Here is a 23,071-nt window from a genome sequence, read left to right as displayed (position 1 = left end):
GACCTGTTCAACAAACCGTTCTATTTCCATCAATGGCAAGGTACGGACCGGTTTTCTGCAAGCCAGCCTGAGAACACTCGCTGGGTTCAGCAAAAAGGTGGCAAGGTAAACGCGCCACATTTAGTTAAAGGAGGGGTTTGGGCGAAGAATTGGGCGGGTGTTTGGCCTTTCAAGGCTTGGTGGGGGCGGTGGTGATTGTAGTAGGTGAAGTAGGCCTGCAGTTGCTCATAGAGGTGTTGGCCATCGGTGGCTGGGTTGAGGTAGACACATTCCCATTTGACCGAGCGCCAGAGCCGTTCGATGAAAGCGTTGTCGGTGGCGCGTCCCCGGCCGTCGCGGCTGATCTGGCAGCCGGCGGCCAGCAGCGCCTGCTCGAAGGGCTGGCTGGTGAATTGGCTCCCCTGGTCGGAGTTGAAGATAAACGGGGCGGGTTGCTGCTGCAAGGCCCCGTGCAGGGCCTGCAGGCAAAAGCCCACGTCGAGCGTGTTGCTCAGCTCCCAGCTCAGCACAAAGCGGGAATGCCAGTCGAGCACGCCCACCAGGTAGAGGAAGCCTTTGGCCATGGGCACGTAGGTGATGTCCGTACTCCAGACCTCATTGGGGGCACTCAGCACCCGCTCGCGCAGCAGGTACGGGTAGCGTGTAATGCCTCCCGCAGGCACCGACAGGCGGGGTTTGGGGTAGACCGGCTCCTGGCCCATGAGCCGTACGAGGCGACGCACCCGCTTGGCGTTGACGGCGTAGCCCAGCTGGCGCAGGTAGTCGCGCAGGCCGAGCACGCCCTTAAAATTGTGGGCGTAAACTCCTCGTCCAGCAGGCGCATCAACTCCAGGTTGAGCGCGCTTTCGCCCCAGGGCTGGTAGTAATAGCTGCTGCGGGCCAGCCCCAGCGCCTGGCAACGGGCTTGCACACTCCCTTCGCCACTAGCCTGCACCAGGGCGCGTTGCTGGGCTACGCGCATGGCGGCAGTGTTTTTTTTAGCAGCTGGTTTTCCATTTGCAGCCGCCCGATGGCCGCGTAGAGTGGCTCCACGTCGGGGGGCGCGGGCAGCACAGCCGCCGCTTCGGTAAAAACCTGGGCCGCCTGCTGGCGCAACTGCAGCTTCCAGCGGCTGATCTGGGCCACCGACAACTGGTAGCGGCCGGCCAGGTCAGCTAAGGACTGACGCTTGGTTAAGGTAGCTAAGGCTACCTCAGCTTTGAACGCCGCCACTGGCGGGCTTGGGCGCTAACGAGCCGGTTGCCCGCTGCCGGTGACGCAACTTTTTGATGAACGAGACGCTCACCCCGAAGTGCTCGGCGACCTGTTGCTGGCGCGAGCAGGGCTGCTCACAGGCGGCGGCCACGCGGGTGCGTAAATCAAACGAGTAAGGTTGCATCGCTTACCATACGCAAAGACAGCTGAAAGAACCGAACTGTTCACGAAACCGCTATATATAGCTAGTATTCATTTAAAAGGATCCGCGTCGCCCGCTAGTTCTACCATCCTAAGGACAGCTTTCTTAAAACTTTCAACTTTTTCGTTGGGCACTAACATCACAATGCTTTCTTTATAGGTATCTACTTTTGCCCAATGCTCACCATTCTCCCTAATCGTTATTAAATCTCCCTCTACCTTGATATTGAAAATCATTGTTACGCTAGTAATTCTTTCATCCACTTTATGATCTTCATCAAATTTTTTAAAGTCATGCCAAGGTATTTGCTCAGTTCTATTTATAAACCCTAAATAACTTGGTTGTTTCCTACTATAATATTCGTATTCGGATCCATCAAATTTGACTTCCGAAATGAAATAATCTGTAGTTATTTCTGTTCCTATCACACCTTTTAGAGCCGTCTGCATATATTTAATTGTTACCTCCTTTGTAGGAGATTGGCCAAAAACATTATTAAATGCAAGAGGCCCACATAGTATTATAACAAGAATTATTCTTATGGCAAATGAAACCATTATTTGCTTAATTTGTAGGCGAGGCGTTGACATGATTACTCAGGAAATTTATGAAATTAAAGTTGAAGCTATGGAGCAATCAAAGGCATAGGTTAAAGAATACTATTGGAAAGTATCTGGCTTATCCTAGCATTTGAAGCACTAGGCTACTAGTTAAAAGATATTAAAATTAGCTTTGACTAATACTTCTTTACCCGGAACGAGCCCTACAAGGCACACTGGTAGCGCAGTCAGCATAGAGATGAGAAATGGAAAGCACTCATAACAGCTATTCAATTGCCTCTCAAACTTAGCGTTAGCCCAATTTTTAATAAGCTCTAGCCTCTGGCAAGTGCTGCTCAATTACTGCCACTGCGAATATTTGACGCACCTATTTCCCACTAGAGCTTTGCCTTTAGCGCAAGTTTGGTTCGCAAATTGTCCCCGAACAGCAACTCATTTCCAATGCACGCAGCGCGATTAGTATTTGTGTCGAGCAGTACAATCAGCGCACTTTTTTGGCTCAGACCACTACCAATTAATTTAGGGCTTCAACATAGTGCCGTCACAGCTGCCTTTGTGATTCGCCACCGAGGAGTAACACGTCCAGGAGCCGTCTGATTCCTTTTTGCAATCCTCAAGCTGGGCCACAGTGTAACACGTGCCCCGCGCCTTCGCCGCTTTGGCGGCTCTTTGCTCTGCCGCCGCCGCGGCCCCTTCTTTAGTCGCCCCATTGCCCGAGAACCGTTCCCCGGCATACGCCACTAAACTGATGGACAACAGCAGCGTTAAGCCAACGGCGCTCTTCTTAGTTCTTGTCAACATAAAAGGGGGGGGTGTTAAAGGTTTTACAGAACATTCTTTTCAAAGGGAGCATGCAACATTCTGCTACCGCTTTTACAATTTATGGCGCCTTTATTACTTTATATAAATTATTATTCTAGTTCAGTAATGATATTGGGTATATTATGATCCTTGCCAAGGAAACCATTAGGTATGTAGTCTCATTTTGAGATGGCCAGATTAGTGAGAACTGTAATTATAATAACAGCGCTCAATAGTTCTTCAGACAATTTATTGTCTATTTTTAGTGAGCTCTACTTTCCATGAAGTATAACTATCCGCTTGTAAAGTGAATTCAAGTCAAGTAATTTTAAAGTTAAAATTCTGCTAGCTGAGTTACGCATCCGTCCGACACCATTGTAAAGGAGGCCCTTGACATTACTCGATTATTTGTAGCATCTATTAACTCTACTTTGTGGTTGCCTGTTTCAACATCGTAAACTATACCAATGTAATCTTTGGACATTGAGTAGCTAATGTCATTGCAATCCCCTGCAAAACTTGAAAGTTGATTTGCCTTTGGGAAAGCATCGCCTCTCTTTACGCCGTCTATATGAATCTGAATATGATAGTTAGTATTAGTAGAGTTGCTAATACCCACCATATAGGTCCCTGTACCCCCTTCATCTAGTATTTCACAAGAGGACAGTGAAGCAAATATTACTGCTGGAATTAATCTGAAGACCTTTTTCATAAGTTTGTTGTTGAAAACACACTCTCCAAAATATGAACATTAGTTAATCTCAAAGTCCAGAGCAACTATCCCTATGCTATTCGGAAGAAGCATAATAGGTCTACGTCCTGTCAATCTCTTTTATGCGGCTATCGAGTTCAGCGACTGAAAAACATACCTCTTTCTTTTTTGCAGCTTTTTTAGCCCTCGTATCCGCCGCTGCCGCCGACTCTTCCTTGATGGGAATATTGCCCGCGTGCCGCTACCTAAAATAGCCCCCGGCGGGCGCAGTTATAGATATGGTCACGCGTAGGACGACCTAAAGAAAAAAATCACAGAAAATGGATTAGGGAATGGTAGAATCACTCCGTGGTTAGCTGCTTTTTTCTTTGTAAAAGAATAAAAATTGTATGAATGATTCAATACCTAGAAGTAGGTATTTTTAAGTTGGTCTAGCTAAGCTTGACACATTTAGAACGTGGCTCGAAGTTGCGTTTCGAAGTGATTGGCTGAGTTGTTACCAAGGGCGGAGTGGCGGCGTTCGGCGTTGTAACAAATTATGTGGTGGCTGATTTCAAGTCTAGCTTCGGCCAGGCTAAGAAAGCCGCCGCCGTCGAGCAGCTCCATTTTGAAGCGGCTCCTAAAGGATTCGGCATAGGCGTTTTCGTAGCAGTTGCCGCACAGGCCCATGCTCGGCACGGCCCCATGCCGAGCAAGTAAGTCCTTGAACCGGGTGGCCGTGTACTGGCTGCCCTGGTTTGAATGGATCACCAGCCCGGCCGAGGGCCAACACACGGCGAAGGGCCTATCAGACCAAATCCTCTAGCATGGTCACGTCCCAGCCCACAATTTTGCGCGAGCAGCGGTCGAGCCAGACGGCCAAGTACAGCCACCCGCCGCCCTACCGCGGCAAGTAGGTGATGTTGCACACCACACCCGGTTGGGGACGGTGGGACCAGTTGGTCGAGCAAGCGGTTGGGAGCCGTACGTAAAGCTTGGTTGAAATTGGTGGTGCGCGGCATAAATGAGCGGGGATGCCGCGCTCACAGACAGTGCACTTTCAGCACGCGACGGATGCGCCAACGTCCCACTCCCAAGTGACAGTTGGTCTTCACTTCGGTGCGCTGCCGTCGCGTGCCGTAACGCTGACTACAATGGGCAACACTTGGCACATGGGCACCTGAGCGGCCCGCTGGCCGATGTGCTGGTAGGTGCTCATCGGGTCGGCTGGCCGAAGATGATTAATACTTCTTTCAAAGTATTAAGTTCCTTCTCTGCCCGCTTTGGACGGGCGCGCAGGACGCGTACCTCCGTGTCGCGCGCCCGTCCAAAGCGGGCAACCTCGGCCACTACCTGCGCCTGCTGCCAGCGATAGAGCAGCCCGGGGCTGACGCCCAACTGCCGGGCCGCCGCCTGCGTGCTCCGGATCTCATTGGCTAGGTACGGTGCCTCCAATTTAAATGACTCGTCGTATTTACGCCATTTGTTGGGCAACGCCCCGCTGGATTTGGTTCCTATAACAGAAGAAATACACGTCCCACTTCTGTCATTCTCGCCTAGAGCCTGTTATGGACTGGTGGTGCGAAAAACGCCTTTTGCTAGCAAGAGTGTAGCGAAGGCCAGGAAGTGAAATTGCTGCATGGTCAGGGCCAAGCGTTCATAGTCGCGGGCCAAGCGGCGGAAGCGGGCGGCCCAGCCGAAGCTGCGCTCGACGACCTAGCGGCGGGGCAGCAGCACAAAGCCCGTCTGGCCTTCGGGCTTGGCAATAACCTGCAAGTCAATGTCGTGCACGGCCGCGGCATACGCGGCGTCTTCGCCTGTGTAGCCCTGATCTACATAGGCCACCTGCACCTTTTGGCCCGTGAGCTGCTGCACCCGCTCACAGAGCGCGTCGACCTGCCCGCGGTCGGCTTCGTTGGCCGGCGTAACAACGGCGGCCAGCAGGTGGCTCAGTGTGTCGACGGCCACGTGCACCTTGCTGCCCTTGCGCCGCTTGGCCCCGTCGTAGCCGGCACGGGCTCCGCTTTCAGGCGTGCTCTGCACCGTGCGCGAGTCCAGAATCACGGCGGTGGGCTCGGCCTCGCGTCCGGCCAGCACCCGTGCCAGTTCGCGCAAATCGGCCATCATATGCCCAAAACAGCGGTTATCCCGCCAGCGGGCCCATTGCTGGTAGACCACCGGCCAGGGCGGCAAGTCGTGGGGTAGATAACGCCAGCCGCAGCCGGTTTTGACCAGGTAGCGCAGGGCATTAAACACGTCGCGCAGCGCATGCTCGCTTTGCGGCGCATCTTCGCGCACCAGGGCCAAATAGGGCGCTACAAACGTCCATTCTGCATCCGTTACGTCGCTGGGGTATCCGCTTTGCTGTGCCATACCCCAAATTACGCCACCAGTCCATAACAGTCTCTAGACCACCTCAAGTGCCAACTTCTCTGGTGGCGTGAACTACGGGCTTAAGTGAGTAACTGTTAAAGCAAGTCAAAGGCCCGCGCGTATTGCCCTAGTTCGAAGGCCGAATTGGTCTGCAGCTTCTGGCGCAAGTTTCGCCGATGTGTGTCCACTGTGAGGCGGGACAGGAACAAGGCCACGGCCAGCTCATCTGAGCTCAGTCCCCGGCAGATGCCGGCCAGCACCTGGCGCTCGCGTTTGGTGAGGCTGGCAAAACGGGCTGCGTTGGCGCGCAGGAAAGCGTTTTCATCCAGCAGGCGCTGTACTTTGGTGGAGATGTGGCTGGTGGGCTCGATGGGGTAAGACAGGCAGATGGTGAGCAGGGGTTGGCCTTGCTCACCCTGCAACAGGATTCGGGCCGTGCTCAAGTGCAACTCAAAGCTACTATTTAGGCCGGTTCGCACCTGTTGAAAGAAGCTGACGGCATAACTGAGATCATTGCGCTCAAGCAGTTCGACGACTTTGGGCACGTAATCGTGAGCTTCGTCGGGATCAAAATAGCGAGCGTAGTATTCCTCCCCTAATGCTGTGATTTCCGGGAGCGTGGCGCCCAGTAAGCCAAGTCCCTGGGCTGACATGTAGAGTACACGTCGGCAGTCGTGGTTGAGTACAATGACCACTCCGGGCAGTATATCGGCTACGGTCGCCAGCTCGGCTATTTTCGCTTGTATTTGCTGCTCGTCAGTCATGGAAACTAAGAAGGGAGGGGAGGTATTGAGGGGAGACGCAAAATAGGCCTAAATGCCATAGTTTAGACAATATATAGCAAGGGTCCGAGACAGCAAATAGAAAAAAAACAATGATAGCCGATTCGGTGCTACGCCAGGGCAAACGCATGAAGCCTATTCAAGGAGTTGTTTGAGGTAGTGGATATCATAGAGCAGATTCGCAGTCAGTGTACATGATAGCCGCAATGGTCAAACCAATTTTTGGCATCGGTTTCGCTTATCCAGTCCAGGGCCTCCTGCAGCGCTTGGGTCAGGGTATCACGGGTGCGGGCCTGGGCAGTGCGCAGGCTGGTTTTCAGCTTGCTGAAGGCCAGTTCCACGGGGGTGAAGTCGGGCGAGTAAGGCGGCAAAAACAAGAGGCGAGCCCCAAAAGTGGCAACGGCTTCGGCTACGCCGGGGGCCTTGTGTACCCGCAAGTTGTCGAGCACGACCACATCGCCCGGGGCCAGCGTGGGGCCGAGCACCTGCTCGACGTAGGCCACGAAGCTGGCCGTGTTCACCGCCCCGTCGAGTTGCATGACGGCCTCCACCCCCTGCGGGGTGAGGGCGGCCACGACCGTCACGTTCGGCCCGTTGTGCAAGGGCACGGCTTGGTCGACCCGGCGGCCCCCGGCGGCGCGGCCATAGCGGCGCGTATAGGTCAGGTTCACGCTCGTTTCGTCCACGAACTTGAAGCGGGTCACGTCTTCGTGCTCGAGCGCTTCGATAAATTCCCGGCGCAGGCCCCTCACCCGCTCGGTGTCGCGCTCGGCGGCGTGGACACTCTTTTTTTGCGCCGCAAGTCCAGCGCCTGCAACGCCTGCCAGACCGTGGTACGGCCCACAGCCGGTGCCCCGGCCGCGGTGAGTCGGCCGCGCAATTCGTCGAGTGTGGCGTCGGGCTGCCGCGCCACGCAGGCGGCCAATTCGGCGCGGGCTGCCGCGTCAAGCAGTGGGGCCGGGCCGCCGCGGTGGGGTAAGGCCGCCAACGAGCCCGTGGTGCGCTGGCGCCGCCGTAGCTTGTGGACGAACGAGACCGACACGCGGAACTGCGCAGCGACTGCGCCCACCGAACGCCCACCTTCGGCACAGGCGGCCATGACCCGTTCGCGTAAATCGTCAGAATACGGTTTCATGCCGCGAAATAAAGCAAAGAACTGTACACTGACCACGAAACCGCTCTAGGCTGCCTTCACACGCCGTTTTGCCAGGCTTAAGCTGTTGCGTTGTTGGGTGAGTACTTGCAGGGTGAGCTTGCGTAAAGTGGCCAGGTTTTCCGGCCCGTAGCCTGAGCGTACCCGACAGGCATCTTCTTTCAACATCACGTCCAGATGCCAGTGCAAGTGGTTTTCGATGCTCCAGTGCCCCCGCGCTAACTTGCTATAATAGCGCGGGTTTTCTTCCGTCTCATCACTTAAATAATAGCGCACCTCGCGGGTCGTCTTTCCCGCCACGCACCGACTGGCCTCGACTTTGAGCAGGGTTTGCAAGCCGGCCCACGCGACGATGAACGAGGCCTCTAGGCTGCTGGCGGCCAGGCACCAGCAACGGCGTTGCTCGAACCGGTCACGGGCACATTCCCATTTTTCCTGCGCGCTGCTCGCCGCGTTGGCCTGGAAAGCGCAACTCACTTCTTCCTATAACTGGCCCTGGTTACGCTTGAGGGCCAGCAGGTAATGCCCCTGCTGCTGCCGAATCTGACCGGCAATGGCGGCCTGACAACCCATGGCGTCGGTGGTGACCACCGCCTCGCGCAGGTCCAGTTGGGCCAGCATTTCGGGTAAGGCCGTGATTTCGTTGCTTTTATCGGCCACTCGCTGCTGGCCCACACACAAGCGGTTCTCGCTCACCCAGGCATTAACCAGATACAGGCCGGCGTTGCCGGGGCTGCGCGGACTCACGCCCCTCAGCTTTTTGCCATCCAGGCAGATTTGTTTCTGGGCCAGCGTGTCGAGTAGCGCATGGCCGTGTTGGGCCAGACAGCTCTGCAGCAAAGCGGGGGAGAGCAGCTGAAACACGCGATTAAACGTATCGTGTGACGGCACGCTGGGCAAGTCCACCAGTTCGGCTAGGTGCCGGGCGTGGGTTTGAGCGAACAAGACCACTCCCTCGTAATCGTGGCCATCGCTCAGGTAGGTGCACAAGCCAATGAGCAGAATATCAGCCAGCCGGTAGCGGCATTTGGCGACTTGACGGAAATATTCCACTTGTAGAAAGTAGTCGCGAATGGGGTGGCTCATGACCCAAAGCTAGCCCGCACTCAGCTTCATGCGTTTGCCCTGGTGCTACGCAGCATATTCACTAATAGTAGCAGCTTTTATCGCCAAGTATATGACAACGTGTACTATACATACTCAAGTAGCTCGCTGGTTTCTCTCGCTTGTGAGCAATATACCTACTATTAGGTATTGTATGTAACATATAAAAAATTTACTTTTATAAATACATAAGGTATCTTGCTTACTAGCTGGCAGCCCTTCCTTTTCTATGAACAAGTTTTCCTGCAGGGCACTCTAGGCGCTACCCTGTTGCTGACCATGTCTACCGGGGTCTATTTCGGGGAGCAGAACGCGGATGCCCGGCCTAAAAGGCGGCCGCGCGCAAGAAAACGTGCTACAAGGAGGCCCCACTCGAGGACTGCGTGAAGAAGTCGGATGGTACCTAAAATTGTTCAACTGCGTTTCCAAACACACATTTAACTTAACCTTTGAGAAAATGAAATCATTTATTGCAATTCCGATTATGGTTGTCTCAATGATCACAGCTGTGAATTTTAATCATCACTTAAGATTAGATGCAAATTCTAAATCAAAGGTTGTTAGAGATGAAAAGGGATTTTTTTATCTCTATATCCCACCCGTTTACGGAAATGGAGTAGCATATATCAGCCAAATGCTTTATTTTCCTGGGGTTGCATCCTGTAATGTTGAGCAGTATCTTGATTATCAAAGAAAAGCTGAAAGTGATTTTGAGAAACACTTACGCGCTAATTATACTGAAAATTTTACTTACTCAGCAATAAATAATATTAGAATATTAGACGCAGGCGGTCAAAATGAATATAAACTTTTTGATGGTAGACAGACTGCTATAGATAAATTATATGAATATATAGTTAATCAAAAAAGTGAAAATTATAAAGTGGTAAATACAAGTTTTACCTATAACTGTGAATAGATGAATTAATATTAATATGATAATTATGGGTAGTATATTATAGACGTTATTTAATTTCTTCTCTTGGTACGTTTCTTAAAACATTTAATCATGGAAAGGCCCTCTTACATACTGATTTTATTGATAACTACTTTCACTCTAACTTTAGTATTGTTCAGTAATTTTAATCCGAAGAATATTTGGGATAAAATGGGAAAACCATCCTCTAAAGCAGTCGTAGGTTGTACACCGGATTACAAAAACCTATCATCTCCTGACCAACGGGCGCTGGACCAAAAGATGAAGACCTGTGGGTGCCCTACTAAGGTGTATCAAATCAAAGAATATGCTGCTTTCGCACCAGAAAAAGCACAGCGGGTACTCGGGGTTAAAGTAGGCGCAAGCACTAAGGCCGTAATTGCGGTACGTTCAGGTTGGGCCTATGATTTCTCTGATTGCAAAAGAGGCCGTTACTGGTCAGATACTGGCGCCAATGGCGAATTGTTGAGGGAATCAAATGAATCAGTCAATAGTTTAGTTGGCTCCTCAATAGGCGGTAATACAGTGGCTGATAATTTTGGGGTGGAGTTTTAAACTGACTTTTTAATAATTCTGCCTTGTCAACGGGAGCGCCCCGGGGAGAATAGGAGCAGCGTGCGGGGCTGCCGCCGCGAGCTGCTGTTGTATATAGCGGTTTCGTGAACGGTTTAGCCCTTTTTGGGACATTGGGTATGGTAGCCGCAGTGGTCAAACCAATTGCGCGCATCTTGTCTGGTAATCCAGTTGATGGCTTGCTGCAGGGCCTGCTCCAGCGACTGCCGGGTGCGTGTCTGGGCGGCTCGTAGGGCTGTCTTGAGCTTGCTCCAGGCCTGCTCCACCGGGCTTAAGTCAGGGGAGTAGGGTGGCAGAAAAACCACCTCCACGCCCCACTCGGCCAGCCAGTCGACCAAGTCTGGCAGTTTGTGCACCGAGAAATTATCCAGCACCAGTACATCGCCCCGCCGCAAGGTGGGGGCCAGACACTCGGTCAAGTACCAGGCAAAATTCACGTAGTTGAGGCCGCCGTCCAGCAGTTGCACTGCCCCCAACCCCGTATTGACAGCGCCCCAATCAGCGTCAGCGAGCGAGCACGCGTCAGCGGCACGGACTGGCCCACGCGCTGCCCGCCTTTGGCCCGGGCATACTGGCGGCGACGCTGCCGCGTGCTAGCGTAAGGAGTTCGCATCGCTTGCCACTACACATCAAGGGCCATCGGGACGTAATGGAGGTAAAAGGACAGGAGATGCTGTAACGACCATAATACCCTGCCTAATTCATTATTACCCTTTTTCTGGACGTCCTTATTTCCCTACTCACAAGTGGCATTCCATCCCGGAGGTAGGAGGCAGGATAACTGGCAACTCTGTGGTCGCAGCCTGTAGCTGACGGCGGATGTAGAAGAAAGTCAGCAGCGCGGGCATCAACGGCTACAGTAAAGGATAAAGCAGCCTTAGTTCTTCCGGCGCCTCACCTGACCGCGTGGGATGGCAGAAATGGGAGCCGTTCAACCAAGCCTCAAAGTGCTGACGCTGGTTGGCCGCGGGTAAGGGCATACTTGCGTCACTAATTTGCAAACCACTTGGAAGAGTTCCCTGACAGTTGTAGTCGTGGGCGCATCACGCTGGGGCTGGCTAAATACCGGCTTACCTGCAAAACCGACATACTCTAGGCTCTCAGATATAACTATTCTTATTGCTTCTTCTGGTGCGAACCGGAAATCTGGGCCTGGTCGATCATGTGCTCAGCAATCGTTTACTTTAAGTTGGTCACAGCAGCAGCTCTCCGCCTGCTGCGCCCCTACATAGCCGATGAAAAAGGGAGCAAACGTAAATCGTTCAACTTCGCACGCTTTTACCCGTGCCCAGCAGCATGCCGCCCGGGAGGCTGCTTTTTGGCGCACGCTCTTCCCAGCTATCCCGATGCCAGAAAACGAGTCTGGGTACCTTCACCACGGTAGATTTTGGGACGGGGATTTAGAAGACGAACAGGTGGGCTGGTTAGCGGCGCGCTTTGCAACCATCGATATGCTGGATATATACGATGCCCCCATCACCCGCGCCAGCATCCAGCACCTAACTAGTGTAAAACAGTTGAAAGAGTTGCGGTTGAAGGACTGCACAGCTTTGCAAGATGACTGCGTGGCCGATTTAGCTCGCATCAAAGGCCTGGAACTACTTCATTTGGGCGGCACCGGCGTGACGCTCGATGGCTTACTGGAGCTGCGTGGAGACTGCTTACAAACCGTTTTTATCTCGTCAGACCTCTCCACTCCCCTTATTCAAGACCGCCTCCGTCTGCTAGCACTATCGCTGCCGGGGTGCGAGGTGGTTGTTAACCACCATCCGCCGCACGTATTTTTAGGTGACGTGGTATAGCGCAAGAGCCGTGGGTTAATTGTTTCGATGGCATATGAGGTGGTCTAGTCCAGCTGGACAGAACAGGTCGGTATCGAGTGCGAAACCTGACAAGCAGAATTGTCTTGCCTCATCCCGCCTCTGAATTGCGCAATTCTAACTGGCGGCGGTAGCGCTTAACGCTGGACTCGCTCACGCCCGTGGCGGCTACCGTCTGGTGCACGGACATGCCGGCGGTCAGGCAAGCCTGCACCTTGGCCAGCTTGCCGGCGTCTACGCCTAGGCGGCGGCCTAGGTGCTTGCCCTGTGCTTTGGCCAGGGCGATGCCGGCCGTGGCCCGCTCGCGAATGCTCTCGCGGTCATACTCGGCCAGCGCGGCGAAGATGCCCAGCACCAGTCGGCCGGCGGGAGTAGCCGTGTTGATGACTAGGTCCAGAGCTACGAAGCGCACCTGGCGCTCGTGCAGGTCGGCCACCAGCTGCATGATGTGGGCGCTGTTGCGGCCCAGCCGGTTCAAGCGAGCCACGGTCACCGTGTCCCCGGTGCGCAAGGTGGCCAGCAGCTCGGTGAGCATCGGCCGTTGGGTAGTGGCACCGCTGATCTTTTCCTGAAACACCCGGTCAACGCCAGCGGCCTAGAGTTGTACGAGTTGCGTGTCGAGGTGCTGGTCTTTGGCCGAGACGCGGGCGTAACCGAAATTCATGGTAAGTAGGTCAGGAAGGTGGGGCCACGAAGATACATGGCTGGCCCCACTTTCTGGCCCCTAATTACTGGGACGATCAGCCACTGATTGGTAGGGTCCAGGAAGGTGTACCTTAATGACCCTACTTGGAAACAGCTTACATTAATTTTATCACCTTGCTGCTATAAGAAGGCCAGCTCGAAATCAGTTACCATGCAGGAGACTTGATTCGGAAAAGGTTGCTAAGTTAACTCGTGCGAGGCAGCCGTAACTTGGGGGATGGATTACGTTGCCCTACGCGAGAAGCCGCGCCAATTTCTGGCTCTGACCAGCCTGCACGTGGCCGAGTTTGATGACTTACTTACCGATTTCGCCCCGGCCTGGGAGCGCTACCACCGCTGGCATACGCTCGAAGGCTAGTGCCGGGCGTTTGCCGCGCACCGCGAACGGCCCAATGCCGTGCTGGCGGGTGGCGACGTAAAGTTGTTTTTCCTGCTGACCTATCTTAAAAACAACAGCTTACAGCAGCATCAGGCGGCCAGCTTCGGCATCTCCCAAGCCCGCGTTAGTCAGTTGAGCACGGCGCTGCTCGGCGTATTGAATCAGGTGCTGGCCCGCCGTGGGCTGCTGCCGGTGCGCGATGGGGGCGAGTTAGCCCAGCGCCTGGCCGCGCATGGCGAACTGGTTTTCGCCTACGACGGGGTCGAGCGGGGCGTGCCGCGCAACCAGGACCGCGAGGCCCAGGCCGAGGAATACAGCGGAAAAAAAAAGCGCACCGCCTAAAGAACATGACCTTGTGCGATGCGACGCAGTACGTGCACTACCTCTCGCCCACGGAAGGCGGATGCTGTCACGACAAGCGCCTGGCCGACGAGTATGCGCTGGGTTTGCCCGCCGGCAGCGTGTTGCGCCAGGACCTGGGCCTGCTGGGCCACGCCCCGGCGGGGGTGCTGGTGGAGATGCCCCACAAAAAGCCGCCGAAACAGGAATTGACCTTCGCTCAGCGGCTTTACAATCAGCTGCTGAGTCCGTTGCGCGTCGTCATCGAGCACGCCCACAGTGGTATCAAGCGCCTGCGCATGGTCCAGGACACGCTACGCCTGCGCGGCGAGTGGCGGCGCGACACGGTCATGGTCGTGGCCTGCGGCCTGCATAACCTGCGCGTACGTAGCGCCTTGCGGGCCTACGCGCCCGATAAACTCACCAACCAAGTCGAATAAGGTCTAGGGCTTACGCATCAAACATCTTAGCCTTCTCTTCTATCCCGTAAGGGTACATTTGATCCAAAAATCTGACGGCTACAACTGGTTGTAAAACGGTTCCAGAGCCAGCAAAGGCACTCAGCTAATTTTGATGCGTAAGCCCTGAGTTACCATGTGGCCTACTGTAATGCTGAGCGGCGCCACTCAGCGCTGGGCTACTTCGTGCCCAATCACTTCGAAACCCAATTCAGAACCACTTCCCATTTCTGTCCGACTTAGCTAGACTACCTCAGGTTACGGCTCCTAATCCAGACAGAAACTTTCTGCGTCACAGTTGTCAGATTATCGTAAGAATCAACCACTAAATCTGCGTATTGAGGCAACGAATTGATGACCTCTTGCTCAGTGGTATGGGTGTCGATTCTCTGTATTTCCTGCGCATCCACCTCCCCTCGACAGGCCAATATGCGTTTAGCCCTTGTGGCTTCATCTAACGCTAGATGCACATGAGCTACACTGCAAGGAGCTACCAGCTCTCGAAGCATTCTTAGCACCTGCATATGCCTTACCCCATCAATAATGAGTGGCTCTGACTGATTGGGAGCTTGCGCCAATACATTGGCGCAAAAAGCTCGTGCATCAGCGGCAAGCAGCTGCTCACCAAGGTTCTGGAGAGTGAGCCTGGAGTCGTCCAAGTGTTGCGCTTGAGCTACACCACGCACATACTCACCAAAACTGACCCGCTGCCAACCCAATACGGATGCAACTGCTGCCGACACCGAAGACTTCCCACTTCCGACTTTGCCCGAAAACGCAACTACAAGCATTGTGCTGGGATTTCAGGTTGAATCAAAGCCAGCCAACCCCGTCGGTCGCTTTTAATGAAGGATATTGTCGGTGTAATCGGTCGCACGTACCGAACCTGCATCAGTGATGCATAGTTGGCCTTTTGCTTTTCTTGCCAGAATGCTGGGTCGCTGATGCACAATGCCTGCGCGTACTGGCTTTGCAACGAACTCCACGTCTTCGGGTCGAGGACATGAAACCAGGCATGAGTGATGCAGCAGATGCCAACAATCGGTCCGCCGGAGCGTTTGAGCAGCAGAATATCGCCGTCGCGTACTTGTCGGTAAGGAGCAGTACGGTTAACGGAAAAGCGTGACTCTAGCGTTTTCTTGCCTTCTAAAATGAACTGCAGGTACGGCTCAATGAATACTCCTATGTGTATTGTTGCGCCTGACTGCTGCCGCACCCTTTGCAACTGAGTCTCCCAGTAGAGATCCCCCGCTAGTGCGTGCTGCAGAGCGTCCAGCAAGTCAGGCAAGCAAGCATTTCCACTTTGAGCTGAATAGTGAATTATAGCGGGTTTGGCAGCTTCGGAAGGGATTTTCATTGTACGAGACGTTGTAGCAAAGCTATCAACTCTTCGCCCTCCGCGCCACTGACGTCCTTATTTTTCTTCAAAACATCGACAACCGACTCGAGGGAGCTGTCGCGCTCCAATTCACTCAGATACAGCTTGAGGATAGAGGGCCGACTTACGGTGTACGCCTGATTATCAGAACTCCACACATCAATTTGATTCCGAAAGGGTGAACGTCGGGATACTTGGGTGAAAACATTGCCGGTGGGGTCGGCTGGCCGATAAGCAAATAAACTTTCTTCGCAACCAAGCTTTACTCTAACTTTAATGCGCTTGGTACCGATTCTATACTCATCCCATTGAGGCTCGCCTACGGGTGTTTCTTGAGGCTGGATGGGCGCATTCCGCCTGACTTTCTGGAATATCCACAGGTCGCCTAGTCTCCAGTCTGTGCAACTCAGGTGTTGTGCTGAAAGTGCTTGACGCTCGAAGAGCGGGGTTTCATAAGAAAGCATACCTGGTTCCTGTCGCATCAAGTCAAATCCTGCCTGAGTAGCTTCCTGAAGGATATCCGCCCGGTCTACAACGGCGCTGGGACGTGTTAGAATGGGTAGGACACTTAAGTACAAGGTACCGCCAATCACCAATAATTCACTTGCGCGTTGCAGAAAGGCTTGGTAATAGTCTGGATACCAAGGTGGGTCGGCAAAGGCGACCTGATATTTATTTACCCCGTCGGCCAACGGTTCACGTAGGTCCCACTCGACCAGCCCTTTCTGGTATCCGGCTTTGCGTAAATCGCTAAGTAAGGCGGCGCTTTTGTTAAACAGCGTAACCTGGGCACCTTTATCATACAAGGGTGAGAATAGCGTCTTCGTGCCCAGCAGCGCAATGGCACCGCCCCTGGATGAGTCAGCCAACGCCTCAACTAACACAGGGATGTTAGTGGCCGTGAAACGCCAGTCATAATCGGCTGGATGTGAGTCGGCAAAAATTGAAGTATTGCTTTTGCGTGGGATATCTACTTCAACAGGCCATGACCCGGTCGATAAGTCATGAGCCCATTTGTCCTCGTAGTACGGCACATTGAGTTGCTGGAGCATGGCCACCACATCAACTGGATAAGCACCACGCGCGCCTAAAATGAATTGGTGGAGCGAATAACGCCTTTTAGCTAGGGTCGCCTCATTATATAATGTACACAAGCATTCAGCCAATGTTTTGGCATAAACCTCATCCACATTGAATGGCTGCATGTGCATCGGCATTTCAAACAGAAATTATTTGTGCAGGGAATGGCTAAAAACTGGTTTGCTCCTAGTTTGAGGAGTAAACCGACGCGCCAATTCTGCTTCCCAGGCGGCAGCTACCTCTTGCTGAATCAGCACTGACCGATGATGGTCTTCACCCATGCGAGAAAGCGTGGGGGTGAACGTAATGATGGGCAACGGAATGGTGCGCAAGGGGAAATTTGGGTGCACTTCGTCCTGTAAGCGGCTAACGAATTCAGCAACTTTTCGAGGTATATACTGGTCATTGTCAGATGTCAGGGTAACATAGCCATACACATCTAAACCAGTCTCCACCAGGCGGCGCATCACTTGGAACTGTTTGGCAAACAGTTCAGGATTGGCGCGGGTGTTAAAAGCAAATGAATCGGCATCAAATCCCTTGAAGCAGCCGACCCGCCCATACATAGGATAGGTAGCTATTCGGCGTAACTCGTCGGGATTTAGCGCTTCCCACAAATAATCGTTGCTCAGGTTGTCATCAGACCACAAATATACTTTGTGTTCCAGCCCGCGTCGACGTAACGCATCCACCACCCACAGCAACCATTCGGGCACTAAATCGGGCTGCCCACCTGACAAGTCAATGATAGGGCACTGTTTGTCCTCGGCTAGGTAAAGGTCTATCAACTCGTCAGCCGATAAAAACGCGGAATGCCTCGGGTTGCCATCGAGTAGGTTGTAGTCCACGAAACAGTACCAGCAGCGCCAACTGCAGACCGCATTTTGAAACACTTGAGCCTGCATCATTTCTTGGGCTGGCAACCCCAGGGCTTGGCTCGCTGGATCAATAGGCAACGGATTGGCGGGAAAACCAGCCCCAGGAATCGAGCGGCGAAAATGATGAATTCTGCCAAATCCTTGGCAATTATAAGACAGGGTGATATCCTGGCTTTGCTTGCTGTCGGCGAACTGCGTCATAAGTACTTTTTGGGCCAGTTTATCCAAGCCCTTGGTACGGTAGTGCGCCGAACGTTCTGCGGTGTCAATATAAGCAGCCATAAGATACGTGAGAGGCTAGGAATCGAGTGATAAAGTCAGTTGGGAACCTTCGTCTGGCAAGTCGGGCAAGCGGGTTTCGATATACTTAGTGATGAGCTGTTGCAAGTAAATCTCTTCTGCCGGTTCCAAATCCCGGTCATAGGGGATGCCATGCCAATACTTGATGCATTTACGGCAGCACGTAGCCGTAGCGTGCTGTGCGAAATAAATGATGTTGTATTTTTTAGTTGGCGTCTGTGTACCATCTTGATAGCGAGTGGTGCCAGCTTCCCTTACTGAAGATTTTATTCGCTTGGCGGCCTCCACTTTAAGCTTATTCTTTCCTTTGATTATCAAGCGTCGCTTGAATTTATCATTGATTGGTACCTCCCAAAAGTGCTGCCTAATGTATTCCTTCCGCAACTCTGAAAACAGCGCGTCGACTTGGCCAATATCTCGTTTGTACGCCTGCTGCCAGTCCACACTGTCTTCCTTGCAGGCATGGCAAGCGCACCCACTAACGTGAGTGGTGCGGCCCTTTTGGGCCGGAAACAGTGAAGCCCTTCCTCGCACTTGGTGGCCTTGCACTTTATGTCGGGAAGCGGCTCCCCAAATCCTAGACTTTCCATGTCGACGCGGAGTTAAATCAGTGCAGGGCATTCATTAGCAATTCACGCTCAACTTCGGGCAGTTCATCGAATCGGGCATGTTGCAGAACGACATCTCGCGCTACTTCCCAATGATTACCTCCTGCGGACTGTAGATTAGTGGCGGCTCCCCACCAATTGAGCTTTTTCTCGGCCATTAATCTAAAAGCCAAATAATTAGCCAAAGCGCCAGCATCAAGGCTCGCTGCGTCTGCTAACTTTTGAACCTTCGACTTGAGCAATTCTATCTGACCATTAGCTTCTCGAATAGCCTGGACGGATAGTTCGTTGGCGCGGTCGTCTAGCATAACCTGACCGGCAAAGACATTGGCGTCTACCTCGTCTTTCGAACTAATCATTTCGCGGGTGAAATCGTCGTCGCTTTCAATGATGGCTAGCGACTCCTGCTCGGGGTTCTGCGCGGCGTGCCTTACCTCGTGCAGTAGGTCGAATAGCCACCGGGTAGATGATTCAGTCTTTTGTTTGAGAACAATAACGTTCGCTCCATCTACCCGCCAACAGGCCCCGTGGAAATGGCTGGTGTCATTAAGAGGAAGCACAGGAATACCTAAATACCAAGCATATCGTAGCCCCGTTTCGAAAGTTAGTTCGCCGTAGAGTTGCAAGATTTGCTCCCGAAACTCAGCGGTGGACTCAGGTATTGGACGCCGTTCCAAATGACGACAAGCGTCAAGCAACGTTAGCGCCAGCATTTGGGCATAGATAGTGTACGGAGCAATCTTCTGCAAGCTGACATTGCTTGCTTTCTTGAAGCGGGTTTGGTGAACAGCACTCATATCAAGTACAAGCTGCTGGTTGCCCAGCAACTCGGCCGGTTCCACGCTCAGCATTTTGCTGATGATAGAAGCTGCCTGAAGCACTACTTGCCGGATAGCGGCCTCGCCTTCCACTATTGGACTCGTTAGGTAGGCTGCAATTTTTCTCGGCACCAACTTTTGCAATACAAAGTCCTTCTTGAATCCGAGCCGAGCCAAGTTGCTGAATAGGTTTGAGCGTGAAATCACGCCTTCGGATACAAATAGCTCCTCACGCACACTTATTCCCAACGCTTGAATCACTTCCTTCAAGCGGGTGAAACTGGCACCCGCGTATTCGGTATCCTCGTAACGTTGTACCTGCTGCTCTTTCATGACTAGAATGTCGGCTAGGTCTTTCTGGGTCATTCCTGAAGCAATGCGCGCTTTAATTAGCGCGATAGGCAGGTCCTCGAACGAATCTACTTGGAGGGTACGAATGCGGCCTTGTTTCAGGGCATCATACTCTTCAAGCTGTTGATTCAATTCAGTGTGCTGGCTCCGCATGGCATCTTCGTAAAGTTTTCGGCGAAGAGGCGAAACGTCTGCGGCTTGTGTGCTAGCAAATTCCGCAGCGGCGGCGGCGAACTTATTCGCTTGCGCTTTGGTGAGCTTGTACTGTTGTTCGTTCTTAATCATGGGTTTCTAGAGTTTTAGTCCAACAATACCCTTAGCACTGCCCGAATTTTTGTCGCATTGGAAAAAGTCTAGGTAAAGAGTGGTCGGCGGCGCCGCGATACCACTGCATGGGAAAAATTCGCCCAGATAAGCAGCTTTTTGGGCAGCTCTAGCTTGTCCAAATTCAAACATGAGCGGAGCAGAGACTAATAGGAAGTCAAGGTCAACCGTTGAGTCGTCCCAGCAAACGTCAAAGTCTCCCGGTACTTCTTTGTCAGTGCAAAAGCTGCCATCAATGTAGATGGCCTGACAACCGGCAGCTTTTAGTGCATCAATGCCCTGCATCAGACCCAGCAAAAGATTTTGCCGGTGCGGTGTGTGCCCGAACCTATCGGTAATCTCCTTCCAGCTTGCCCAATGAATGCCGGGGGGCAATATACCATAGGAGGTGAAAGGCGGTAGCGAAGATTTCATAATTGACACAACGATTTTGTTGTGTCGAAGTTACAAAAGTTTCCCAAATCTCATGGATAACTGGTTGATTTCAACAAAATCGAAGCTGCTTCCGGCCTTTGTTTCAGGATGATGAGACTAACATTCAATAATAGTCTTGGCCTAGGGGCCGTGGGAGGTGCGGCAAGGAGCAACGAGTGCGACCCGCGCTGCATAGAGCCTATTATGCACTATTGGCGTGTCTGGCCAGCATGATGGAGGCGAAGATGAAAAAATGAGGCCTTTGTAAGTTAGTGCTTAATTAGTTACAGTTGCAGGCCAAGCGCCGGAAGCGGCTGCAGTAAACAAAGCGGCATTCGACGACCTAGCGGCGGAGCAGTAACACAAAGCCGGTTTGCCTTTCGGGCTTGATTGAAAGTCAACACTTTTGATAAAATTGCCGTATCTTTGCATTAACAGTACTCGCCACGCTTCTCATTAGAACAGCGTACCAGGGCGAGTCTTTTTTTTGTCCTCTTCTCTACAGCTGTACTTTTTCAAGAACGGATGCAGTATATCAAACCGGCACGCACCTTAGATGGGCAAGTAGCTCTCTTGCGAGAGCGCGGGTTGACCATCGACGACGAAGATGAAGCGAAAAGGCAACTGGCTAACATCAACTACTATCGGTTGGCTAGCTACTTGGTGCCTTTGCAAGCAGACAAAGAAACACGTACTTACAAAGTAGGCACTTGCTTCGAAACCGCACTAGAGCTGTACCGCTTTGACCAACAACTGCGGGTAATGGTATTCGACTTAATTGAGCGCATCGAGGTAAGCGTCCGCACCCGGTTTATTTATACTATGTCGCTGAACCACTCGCCTTGGTGGTTTGAAGACGCCACTCTCTTTACTAATGCACTCGACCACGCCAAAAGCTTAGTAACTATTAGCGGAGAGTTGGAGCGCTCACATGAAGACTTTATCAAGAGTCACCGGCATCGCTACCCAAAGGATGGCCGCTTGCCACCCGTGTGGAAAACGCTGGAAATCGTGACCTTGGGAACGTTATCGCGGCTATATGGCAACCTGCGTCAGGACCTAGCGGGCCGCGATGAAATTGCGGCGTATTATCTGGTGCCACCGCGCCAGTACTTCTCAGGTTGGCTGCAAAGCCTGACACAGGTACGCAACATCTGCGCCCACCACGCCCGGCTTTGGAATCGCGTCATTACTGCCGCACCTAAACACATTAAACGTCCCCAGCCGCACTTATCCTATGGCCGTATTCGCCCTGACACGCTGCACAAGCTCTATCCGGCGCTATGCGTCATCAACCACTTGCTCTTTACTGTAGCACCTGACTTCGGCCTAAGCACCCGCTTAGCTGACCTTTTCGCCCAACATCCTAACGTGGACCCAGCCGCAATGGGCTTCCCCATAGAGTGGCGGGAGCACCCGCTATGGCAGTAAGCTCAACCCTTGGTCTAGGTGTGTGCTCTATCCGTTGTTGGTGGTATAGGTTTCCCGTTTGCGCGATGTGAGCCCCGAATCAAGCGAGGCCTTTAGGTTGTTTATGAAATTTTCGGCCGCTTTACTGGGAAATTCACCTCATAACGAAGCTGTTCATTTACGAAGTGGTGTGCAAACTACAGTCCCAACGCTTGAGCAGCATTGTAGGAAACCACGTTGTTAAGCTGGGTGTAGCGCTCAATCATCGCATCCGTTTTCTGCTTGGTCTGGTTCTTAATGGCCTTGTGGGATTGCCCGTTGAGCACAGCCACCGTCACGAAGGACACGCGCAGTGAGTGAGCAGAGTAATCCGCCCCGAGGCGCTTTTGCACGATCTTGTTGATGGAGATGTCGGAAAGCCGCTTGTCCGAGGTAGCCGCCATGTGTCCCGGCGCCGCCCGCGGAATCTTCACAAACAGCGGCCCCTTGGTGCGGCCCAGCAGATTGAGCCAGGCCCGTAAGCAGCGCACGGGGCAGAAATCCATCGTAGGCGCGTAAAAAATAGCTTTATCCTCCACCGCGCCGTACTGGTTGGTCTTGCTTTTGGCCAGATGCACCAGCAGCGCCCGCTCCGTGAATTCCAGCTGCTCAATGTTGAGCTCCATTAACTCGGAGCGCCGGAAGGCCCCCGCAAAGCCGAGCAGCAGCAACGCCCGGTCGCGCAGGCCGGCCGATGTTTCCAGATCGATGCGGCGAAGGGCCTGCTTTAGCTCGTCCACGGTGAAGGCTTGGGCCTGATCCTGCCGCTTGCCCAGGGTGCGGGCAATTCCTTCCATGACGATGTTGAGCGCATCGAGCGTGGCCGGTAGCCGGTGGCCGGCGAGCTGATGGGCTTTGCGGATGGCGGCCAGGTGCCGCTTGATGGTGGCCAGCGAATGCGGCCGGGTGAGCGGCTGCTGGCCTTTGCGCTTCTTCTTCTCCCCACTGCCCCCGTCGCCGGGTTCCGGGGTTGGCTTCTCCGTCGCCAGGTACGCCACGTACTCGGTCAGCGTTTCCACGTCGGCCGGCAGCGCCCGCAGCCCATGGCGCTCGCAGAAGGTGACGTAGCTTTTCAGGTCCGAAGTATAGGCGCGCTCGGTGTTGGCCGCGCCCTGCAGGCCGACTTCCAGGAAGCCGGCGACTTTGGCCGAGGCCCGGGCCAGCTGGGTGCTGACGGTGGGGGGAACAGGGGATGCCGGAACAATCGAAAGGTCTTCGCGCATAGAGTAGGCACAGGGAGCGTTAGAGCTACTGGATTCGGGAGTTCAACTTGACCTCGTTCCGACACCTTATATATAGGTCATCATGGACGAGTTGGGCATTGCCCAGCCGCGCTGGAAGGAGCTGACTTCGCTGGAGGCTATGAACGAATTTGTGCGGGAAGTAGGCTACCCGGTGCT

At 53.3% G+C, this 23,071-nt stretch carries 25 protein-coding genes and 2 pseudogenes; 7 read left to right on the top strand and 20 right to left on the bottom strand.

What is annotated here, in order from left to right:
- Positions 1-86: 86 nt before the first annotated feature.
- The 10 genes and pseudogenes from CDA63_RS18245 to CDA63_RS21470 all read right to left on the bottom strand — a co-directional run bounded on the left by CDA63_RS18245 (position 87) and on the right by CDA63_RS21470 (position 8,842).
- Positions 87-779 (bottom strand): IS3 family transposase, encoded by a 693-nt coding sequence (locus tag CDA63_RS18245; RefSeq protein WP_088465895.1) that lies wholly within the window; start codon positions 777-779, stop codon positions 87-89.
- A 172-nt stretch (positions 780-951) separates the two neighbouring features.
- Positions 952-1,212: a transposase gene (locus CDA63_RS18240; RefSeq protein ID WP_088465894.1), complete on the bottom strand. Its 261-nt coding sequence runs from the start codon at positions 1,210-1,212 to the stop codon at positions 952-954.
- A gap of 234 nt (positions 1,213-1,446) precedes the next feature.
- On the bottom strand, positions 1,447-1,986 hold the full coding sequence (locus CDA63_RS20625) for a hypothetical protein (RefSeq protein ID WP_126546941.1): 540 nt from the start codon (positions 1,984-1,986) through the stop codon (positions 1,447-1,449).
- A 1,105-nt stretch (positions 1,987-3,091) separates the two neighbouring features.
- Positions 3,092-3,469 (bottom strand): hypothetical protein, encoded by a 378-nt coding sequence (locus tag CDA63_RS20620; protein WP_126546940.1) that lies wholly within the window; start codon positions 3,467-3,469, stop codon positions 3,092-3,094.
- A gap of 450 nt (positions 3,470-3,919) precedes the next feature.
- On the bottom strand, positions 3,920-4,219 hold the full coding sequence (locus tag CDA63_RS20615) for an integrase core domain-containing protein (RefSeq protein ID WP_165768386.1): 300 nt from the start codon (positions 4,217-4,219) through the stop codon (positions 3,920-3,922).
- Positions 4,220-4,663: 444 nt separating this feature from the next.
- Positions 4,664-4,942, bottom strand: a complete 279-nt coding sequence (locus CDA63_RS18215) for a transposase (RefSeq protein WP_165768385.1) — start codon at positions 4,940-4,942, stop codon at positions 4,664-4,666.
- A 72-nt stretch (positions 4,943-5,014) separates the two neighbouring features.
- Positions 5,015-5,821 (bottom strand): annotated as a pseudogene (locus CDA63_RS18210) (IS5 family transposase).
- 95 nt (positions 5,822-5,916) lie between these two features.
- Positions 5,917-6,585 carry a helix-turn-helix domain-containing protein gene (locus tag CDA63_RS18205; protein ID WP_088465888.1) on the bottom strand — a complete coding sequence of 223 codons (669 nt, stop codon included), beginning with the start codon at positions 6,583-6,585 and terminating at the stop codon, positions 5,917-5,919.
- Between the two features lie 203 nt (positions 6,586-6,788).
- A complete protein-coding gene (locus tag CDA63_RS18200) occupies positions 6,789-7,430 on the bottom strand; it encodes an IS630 family transposase (protein ID WP_262490675.1) in 642 nt (213 codons plus the stop codon).
- A 353-nt stretch (positions 7,431-7,783) separates the two neighbouring features.
- Positions 7,784-8,842: pseudogene (locus CDA63_RS21470) on the bottom strand (ISAs1 family transposase).
- 475 nt (positions 8,843-9,317) lie between these two features.
- On the opposite strand from CDA63_RS21470, the gene CDA63_RS20610 reads away from it, so the two are divergent.
- Entirely contained in the window at positions 9,318-9,779 is a 462-nt protein-coding gene (locus CDA63_RS20610; protein ID WP_126546937.1) for a hypothetical protein, read from the top strand.
- Between the two features lie 63 nt (positions 9,780-9,842).
- Positions 9,843-10,352, top strand: a complete 510-nt coding sequence (locus CDA63_RS20605) for a hypothetical protein (RefSeq protein ID WP_126546936.1) — start codon at positions 9,843-9,845, stop codon at positions 10,350-10,352.
- A gap of 113 nt (positions 10,353-10,465) precedes the next feature.
- Here the strand turns inward: CDA63_RS20605 and CDA63_RS18185 are convergent, their stop codons facing one another.
- Entirely contained in the window at positions 10,466-10,837 is a 372-nt protein-coding gene (locus CDA63_RS18185) for a transposase (RefSeq protein ID WP_165768384.1), read from the bottom strand.
- 768 nt (positions 10,838-11,605) lie between these two features.
- Here CDA63_RS18185 and CDA63_RS18180 point away from each other — a divergent pair.
- Complete coding sequence (locus CDA63_RS18180; protein ID WP_126546934.1) at positions 11,606-12,172, top strand: hypothetical protein; 567 nt, start codon at positions 11,606-11,608, stop codon at positions 12,170-12,172.
- Positions 12,173-12,281: 109 nt separating this feature from the next.
- Here the strand turns inward: CDA63_RS18180 and CDA63_RS18175 are convergent, their stop codons facing one another.
- A complete protein-coding gene (locus tag CDA63_RS18175; protein ID WP_262490674.1) occupies positions 12,282-12,767 on the bottom strand; it encodes a recombinase family protein in 486 nt (161 codons plus the stop codon).
- A 345-nt stretch (positions 12,768-13,112) separates the two neighbouring features.
- Between CDA63_RS18175 and CDA63_RS20975 the strand changes: the two genes are divergently transcribed.
- The 3 genes from CDA63_RS20975 (at position 13,113) to CDA63_RS18165 (ending at position 14,053) form a co-directional block, all read left to right on the top strand.
- Positions 13,113-13,253: a hypothetical protein gene (locus tag CDA63_RS20975; RefSeq protein WP_165768383.1), complete on the top strand. Its 141-nt coding sequence runs from the start codon at positions 13,113-13,115 to the stop codon at positions 13,251-13,253.
- A 63-nt stretch (positions 13,254-13,316) separates the two neighbouring features.
- Positions 13,317-13,616, top strand: coding sequence for a transposase family protein (locus CDA63_RS18170; protein WP_165768382.1), 300 nt, complete (start codon positions 13,317-13,319; stop codon positions 13,614-13,616).
- 5 nt (positions 13,617-13,621) lie between these two features.
- Entirely contained in the window at positions 13,622-14,053 is a 432-nt protein-coding gene (locus CDA63_RS18165; RefSeq protein ID WP_088465884.1) for a transposase family protein, read from the top strand.
- A 266-nt stretch (positions 14,054-14,319) separates the two neighbouring features.
- Here the strand turns inward: CDA63_RS18165 and CDA63_RS21925 are convergent, their stop codons facing one another.
- The 7 genes from CDA63_RS21925 to CDA63_RS18130 all read right to left on the bottom strand — a co-directional run bounded on the left by CDA63_RS21925 (position 14,320) and on the right by CDA63_RS18130 (position 20,222).
- Entirely contained in the window at positions 14,320-14,862 is a 543-nt protein-coding gene (locus CDA63_RS21925) for an AAA family ATPase (RefSeq protein WP_088465883.1), read from the bottom strand.
- Positions 14,853-15,428 (bottom strand): ASCH domain-containing protein, encoded by a 576-nt coding sequence (locus CDA63_RS18155; protein ID WP_088465882.1) that lies wholly within the window; start codon positions 15,426-15,428, stop codon positions 14,853-14,855. Before CDA63_RS18155 ends, CDA63_RS21925 begins: the two co-directional genes overlap by 10 nt.
- The gene (locus tag CDA63_RS18150) at positions 15,425-16,654 is read right to left on the bottom strand and encodes a class I SAM-dependent methyltransferase (RefSeq protein WP_126546933.1); all 1,230 of its coding nucleotides are present in this window, start codon (positions 16,652-16,654) and stop codon (positions 15,425-15,427) included. The genes CDA63_RS18155 and CDA63_RS18150 overlap by 4 nt, the downstream gene beginning before the upstream one ends.
- A gap of 24 nt (positions 16,655-16,678) precedes the next feature.
- Positions 16,679-17,689: a hypothetical protein gene (locus CDA63_RS18145; protein WP_088465880.1), complete on the bottom strand. Its 1,011-nt coding sequence runs from the start codon at positions 17,687-17,689 to the stop codon at positions 16,679-16,681.
- 15 nt (positions 17,690-17,704) lie between these two features.
- Positions 17,705-18,151: a DUF4186 family protein gene (locus CDA63_RS18140; protein WP_165768381.1), complete on the bottom strand. Its 447-nt coding sequence runs from the start codon at positions 18,149-18,151 to the stop codon at positions 17,705-17,707.
- A gap of 163 nt (positions 18,152-18,314) precedes the next feature.
- Entirely contained in the window at positions 18,315-19,769 is a 1,455-nt protein-coding gene (locus CDA63_RS18135) for a helix-turn-helix domain-containing protein (protein ID WP_088465878.1), read from the bottom strand.
- Positions 19,770-19,775: 6 nt separating this feature from the next.
- Positions 19,776-20,222 (bottom strand): DUF6932 family protein, encoded by a 447-nt coding sequence (locus tag CDA63_RS18130; protein WP_126546932.1) that lies wholly within the window; start codon positions 20,220-20,222, stop codon positions 19,776-19,778.
- A gap of 588 nt (positions 20,223-20,810) precedes the next feature.
- Here CDA63_RS18130 and CDA63_RS18125 point away from each other — a divergent pair.
- Entirely contained in the window at positions 20,811-21,653 is an 843-nt protein-coding gene (locus CDA63_RS18125; RefSeq protein WP_165768380.1) for an Abi family protein, read from the top strand.
- A gap of 176 nt (positions 21,654-21,829) precedes the next feature.
- Here the strand turns inward: CDA63_RS18125 and CDA63_RS18120 are convergent, their stop codons facing one another.
- Positions 21,830-22,894, bottom strand: a complete 1,065-nt coding sequence (locus CDA63_RS18120; protein WP_088465875.1) for a tyrosine-type recombinase/integrase — start codon at positions 22,892-22,894, stop codon at positions 21,830-21,832.
- Between the last annotated feature and the right edge of the window lie 177 nt (positions 22,895-23,071).

The organism is Hymenobacter amundsenii (assembly GCF_002204745.1).
GTDB classification, from domain to species: Bacteria; Bacteroidota; Bacteroidia; order Cytophagales; family Hymenobacteraceae; genus Hymenobacter; species Hymenobacter amundsenii.
Note: the sequence above shows the minus strand (reverse complement) of the source record. Positions and strands in the feature narration are given on the sequence as shown.

What these genes read in the sequence shown, in the direction of transcription:
- CDA63_RS20625 (WP_126546941.1), bottom strand. Translation starts at nt 1,986, where the DNA reads ATGTCAACGCCTCGCCTACAAATTAAGCAAATAATGGTTTCATTTGCC.
- CDA63_RS20620 (WP_126546940.1), bottom strand. Translation starts at nt 3,469, where the DNA reads ATGAAAAAGGTCTTCAGATTAATTCCAGCAGTAATATTTGCTTCACTG.
- CDA63_RS18205 (WP_088465888.1), bottom strand. Translation starts at nt 6,585, where the DNA reads ATGACTGACGAGCAGCAAATACAAGCGAAAATAGCCGAGCTGGCGACC.
- CDA63_RS20610 (WP_126546937.1), top strand. Translation starts at nt 9,318, where the DNA reads ATGAAATCATTTATTGCAATTCCGATTATGGTTGTCTCAATGATCACA.
- CDA63_RS18180 (WP_126546934.1), top strand. Translation starts at nt 11,606, where the DNA reads ATGAAAAAGGGAGCAAACGTAAATCGTTCAACTTCGCACGCTTTTACC.
- CDA63_RS20975 (WP_165768383.1), top strand. Translation starts at nt 13,113, where the DNA reads ATGGATTACGTTGCCCTACGCGAGAAGCCGCGCCAATTTCTGGCTCTG.
- CDA63_RS18165 (WP_088465884.1), top strand. Translation starts at nt 13,622, where the DNA reads ATGACCTTGTGCGATGCGACGCAGTACGTGCACTACCTCTCGCCCACG.
- CDA63_RS21925 (WP_088465883.1), bottom strand. Translation starts at nt 14,862, where the DNA reads ATGCTTGTAGTTGCGTTTTCGGGCAAAGTCGGAAGTGGGAAGTCTTCG.
- CDA63_RS18155 (WP_088465882.1), bottom strand. Translation starts at nt 15,428, where the DNA reads ATGAAAATCCCTTCCGAAGCTGCCAAACCCGCTATAATTCACTATTCA.
- CDA63_RS18150 (WP_126546933.1), bottom strand. Translation starts at nt 16,654, where the DNA reads ATGCAGCCATTCAATGTGGATGAGGTTTATGCCAAAACATTGGCTGAA.
- CDA63_RS18145 (WP_088465880.1), bottom strand. Translation starts at nt 17,689, where the DNA reads ATGGCTGCTTATATTGACACCGCAGAACGTTCGGCGCACTACCGTACC.
- CDA63_RS18135 (WP_088465878.1), bottom strand. Translation starts at nt 19,769, where the DNA reads ATGATTAAGAACGAACAACAGTACAAGCTCACCAAAGCGCAAGCGAAT.
- CDA63_RS18130 (WP_126546932.1), bottom strand. Translation starts at nt 20,222, where the DNA reads ATGAAATCTTCGCTACCGCCTTTCACCTCCTATGGTATATTGCCCCCC.
- CDA63_RS18120 (WP_088465875.1), bottom strand. Translation starts at nt 22,894, where the DNA reads ATGCGCGAAGACCTTTCGATTGTTCCGGCATCCCCTGTTCCCCCCACC.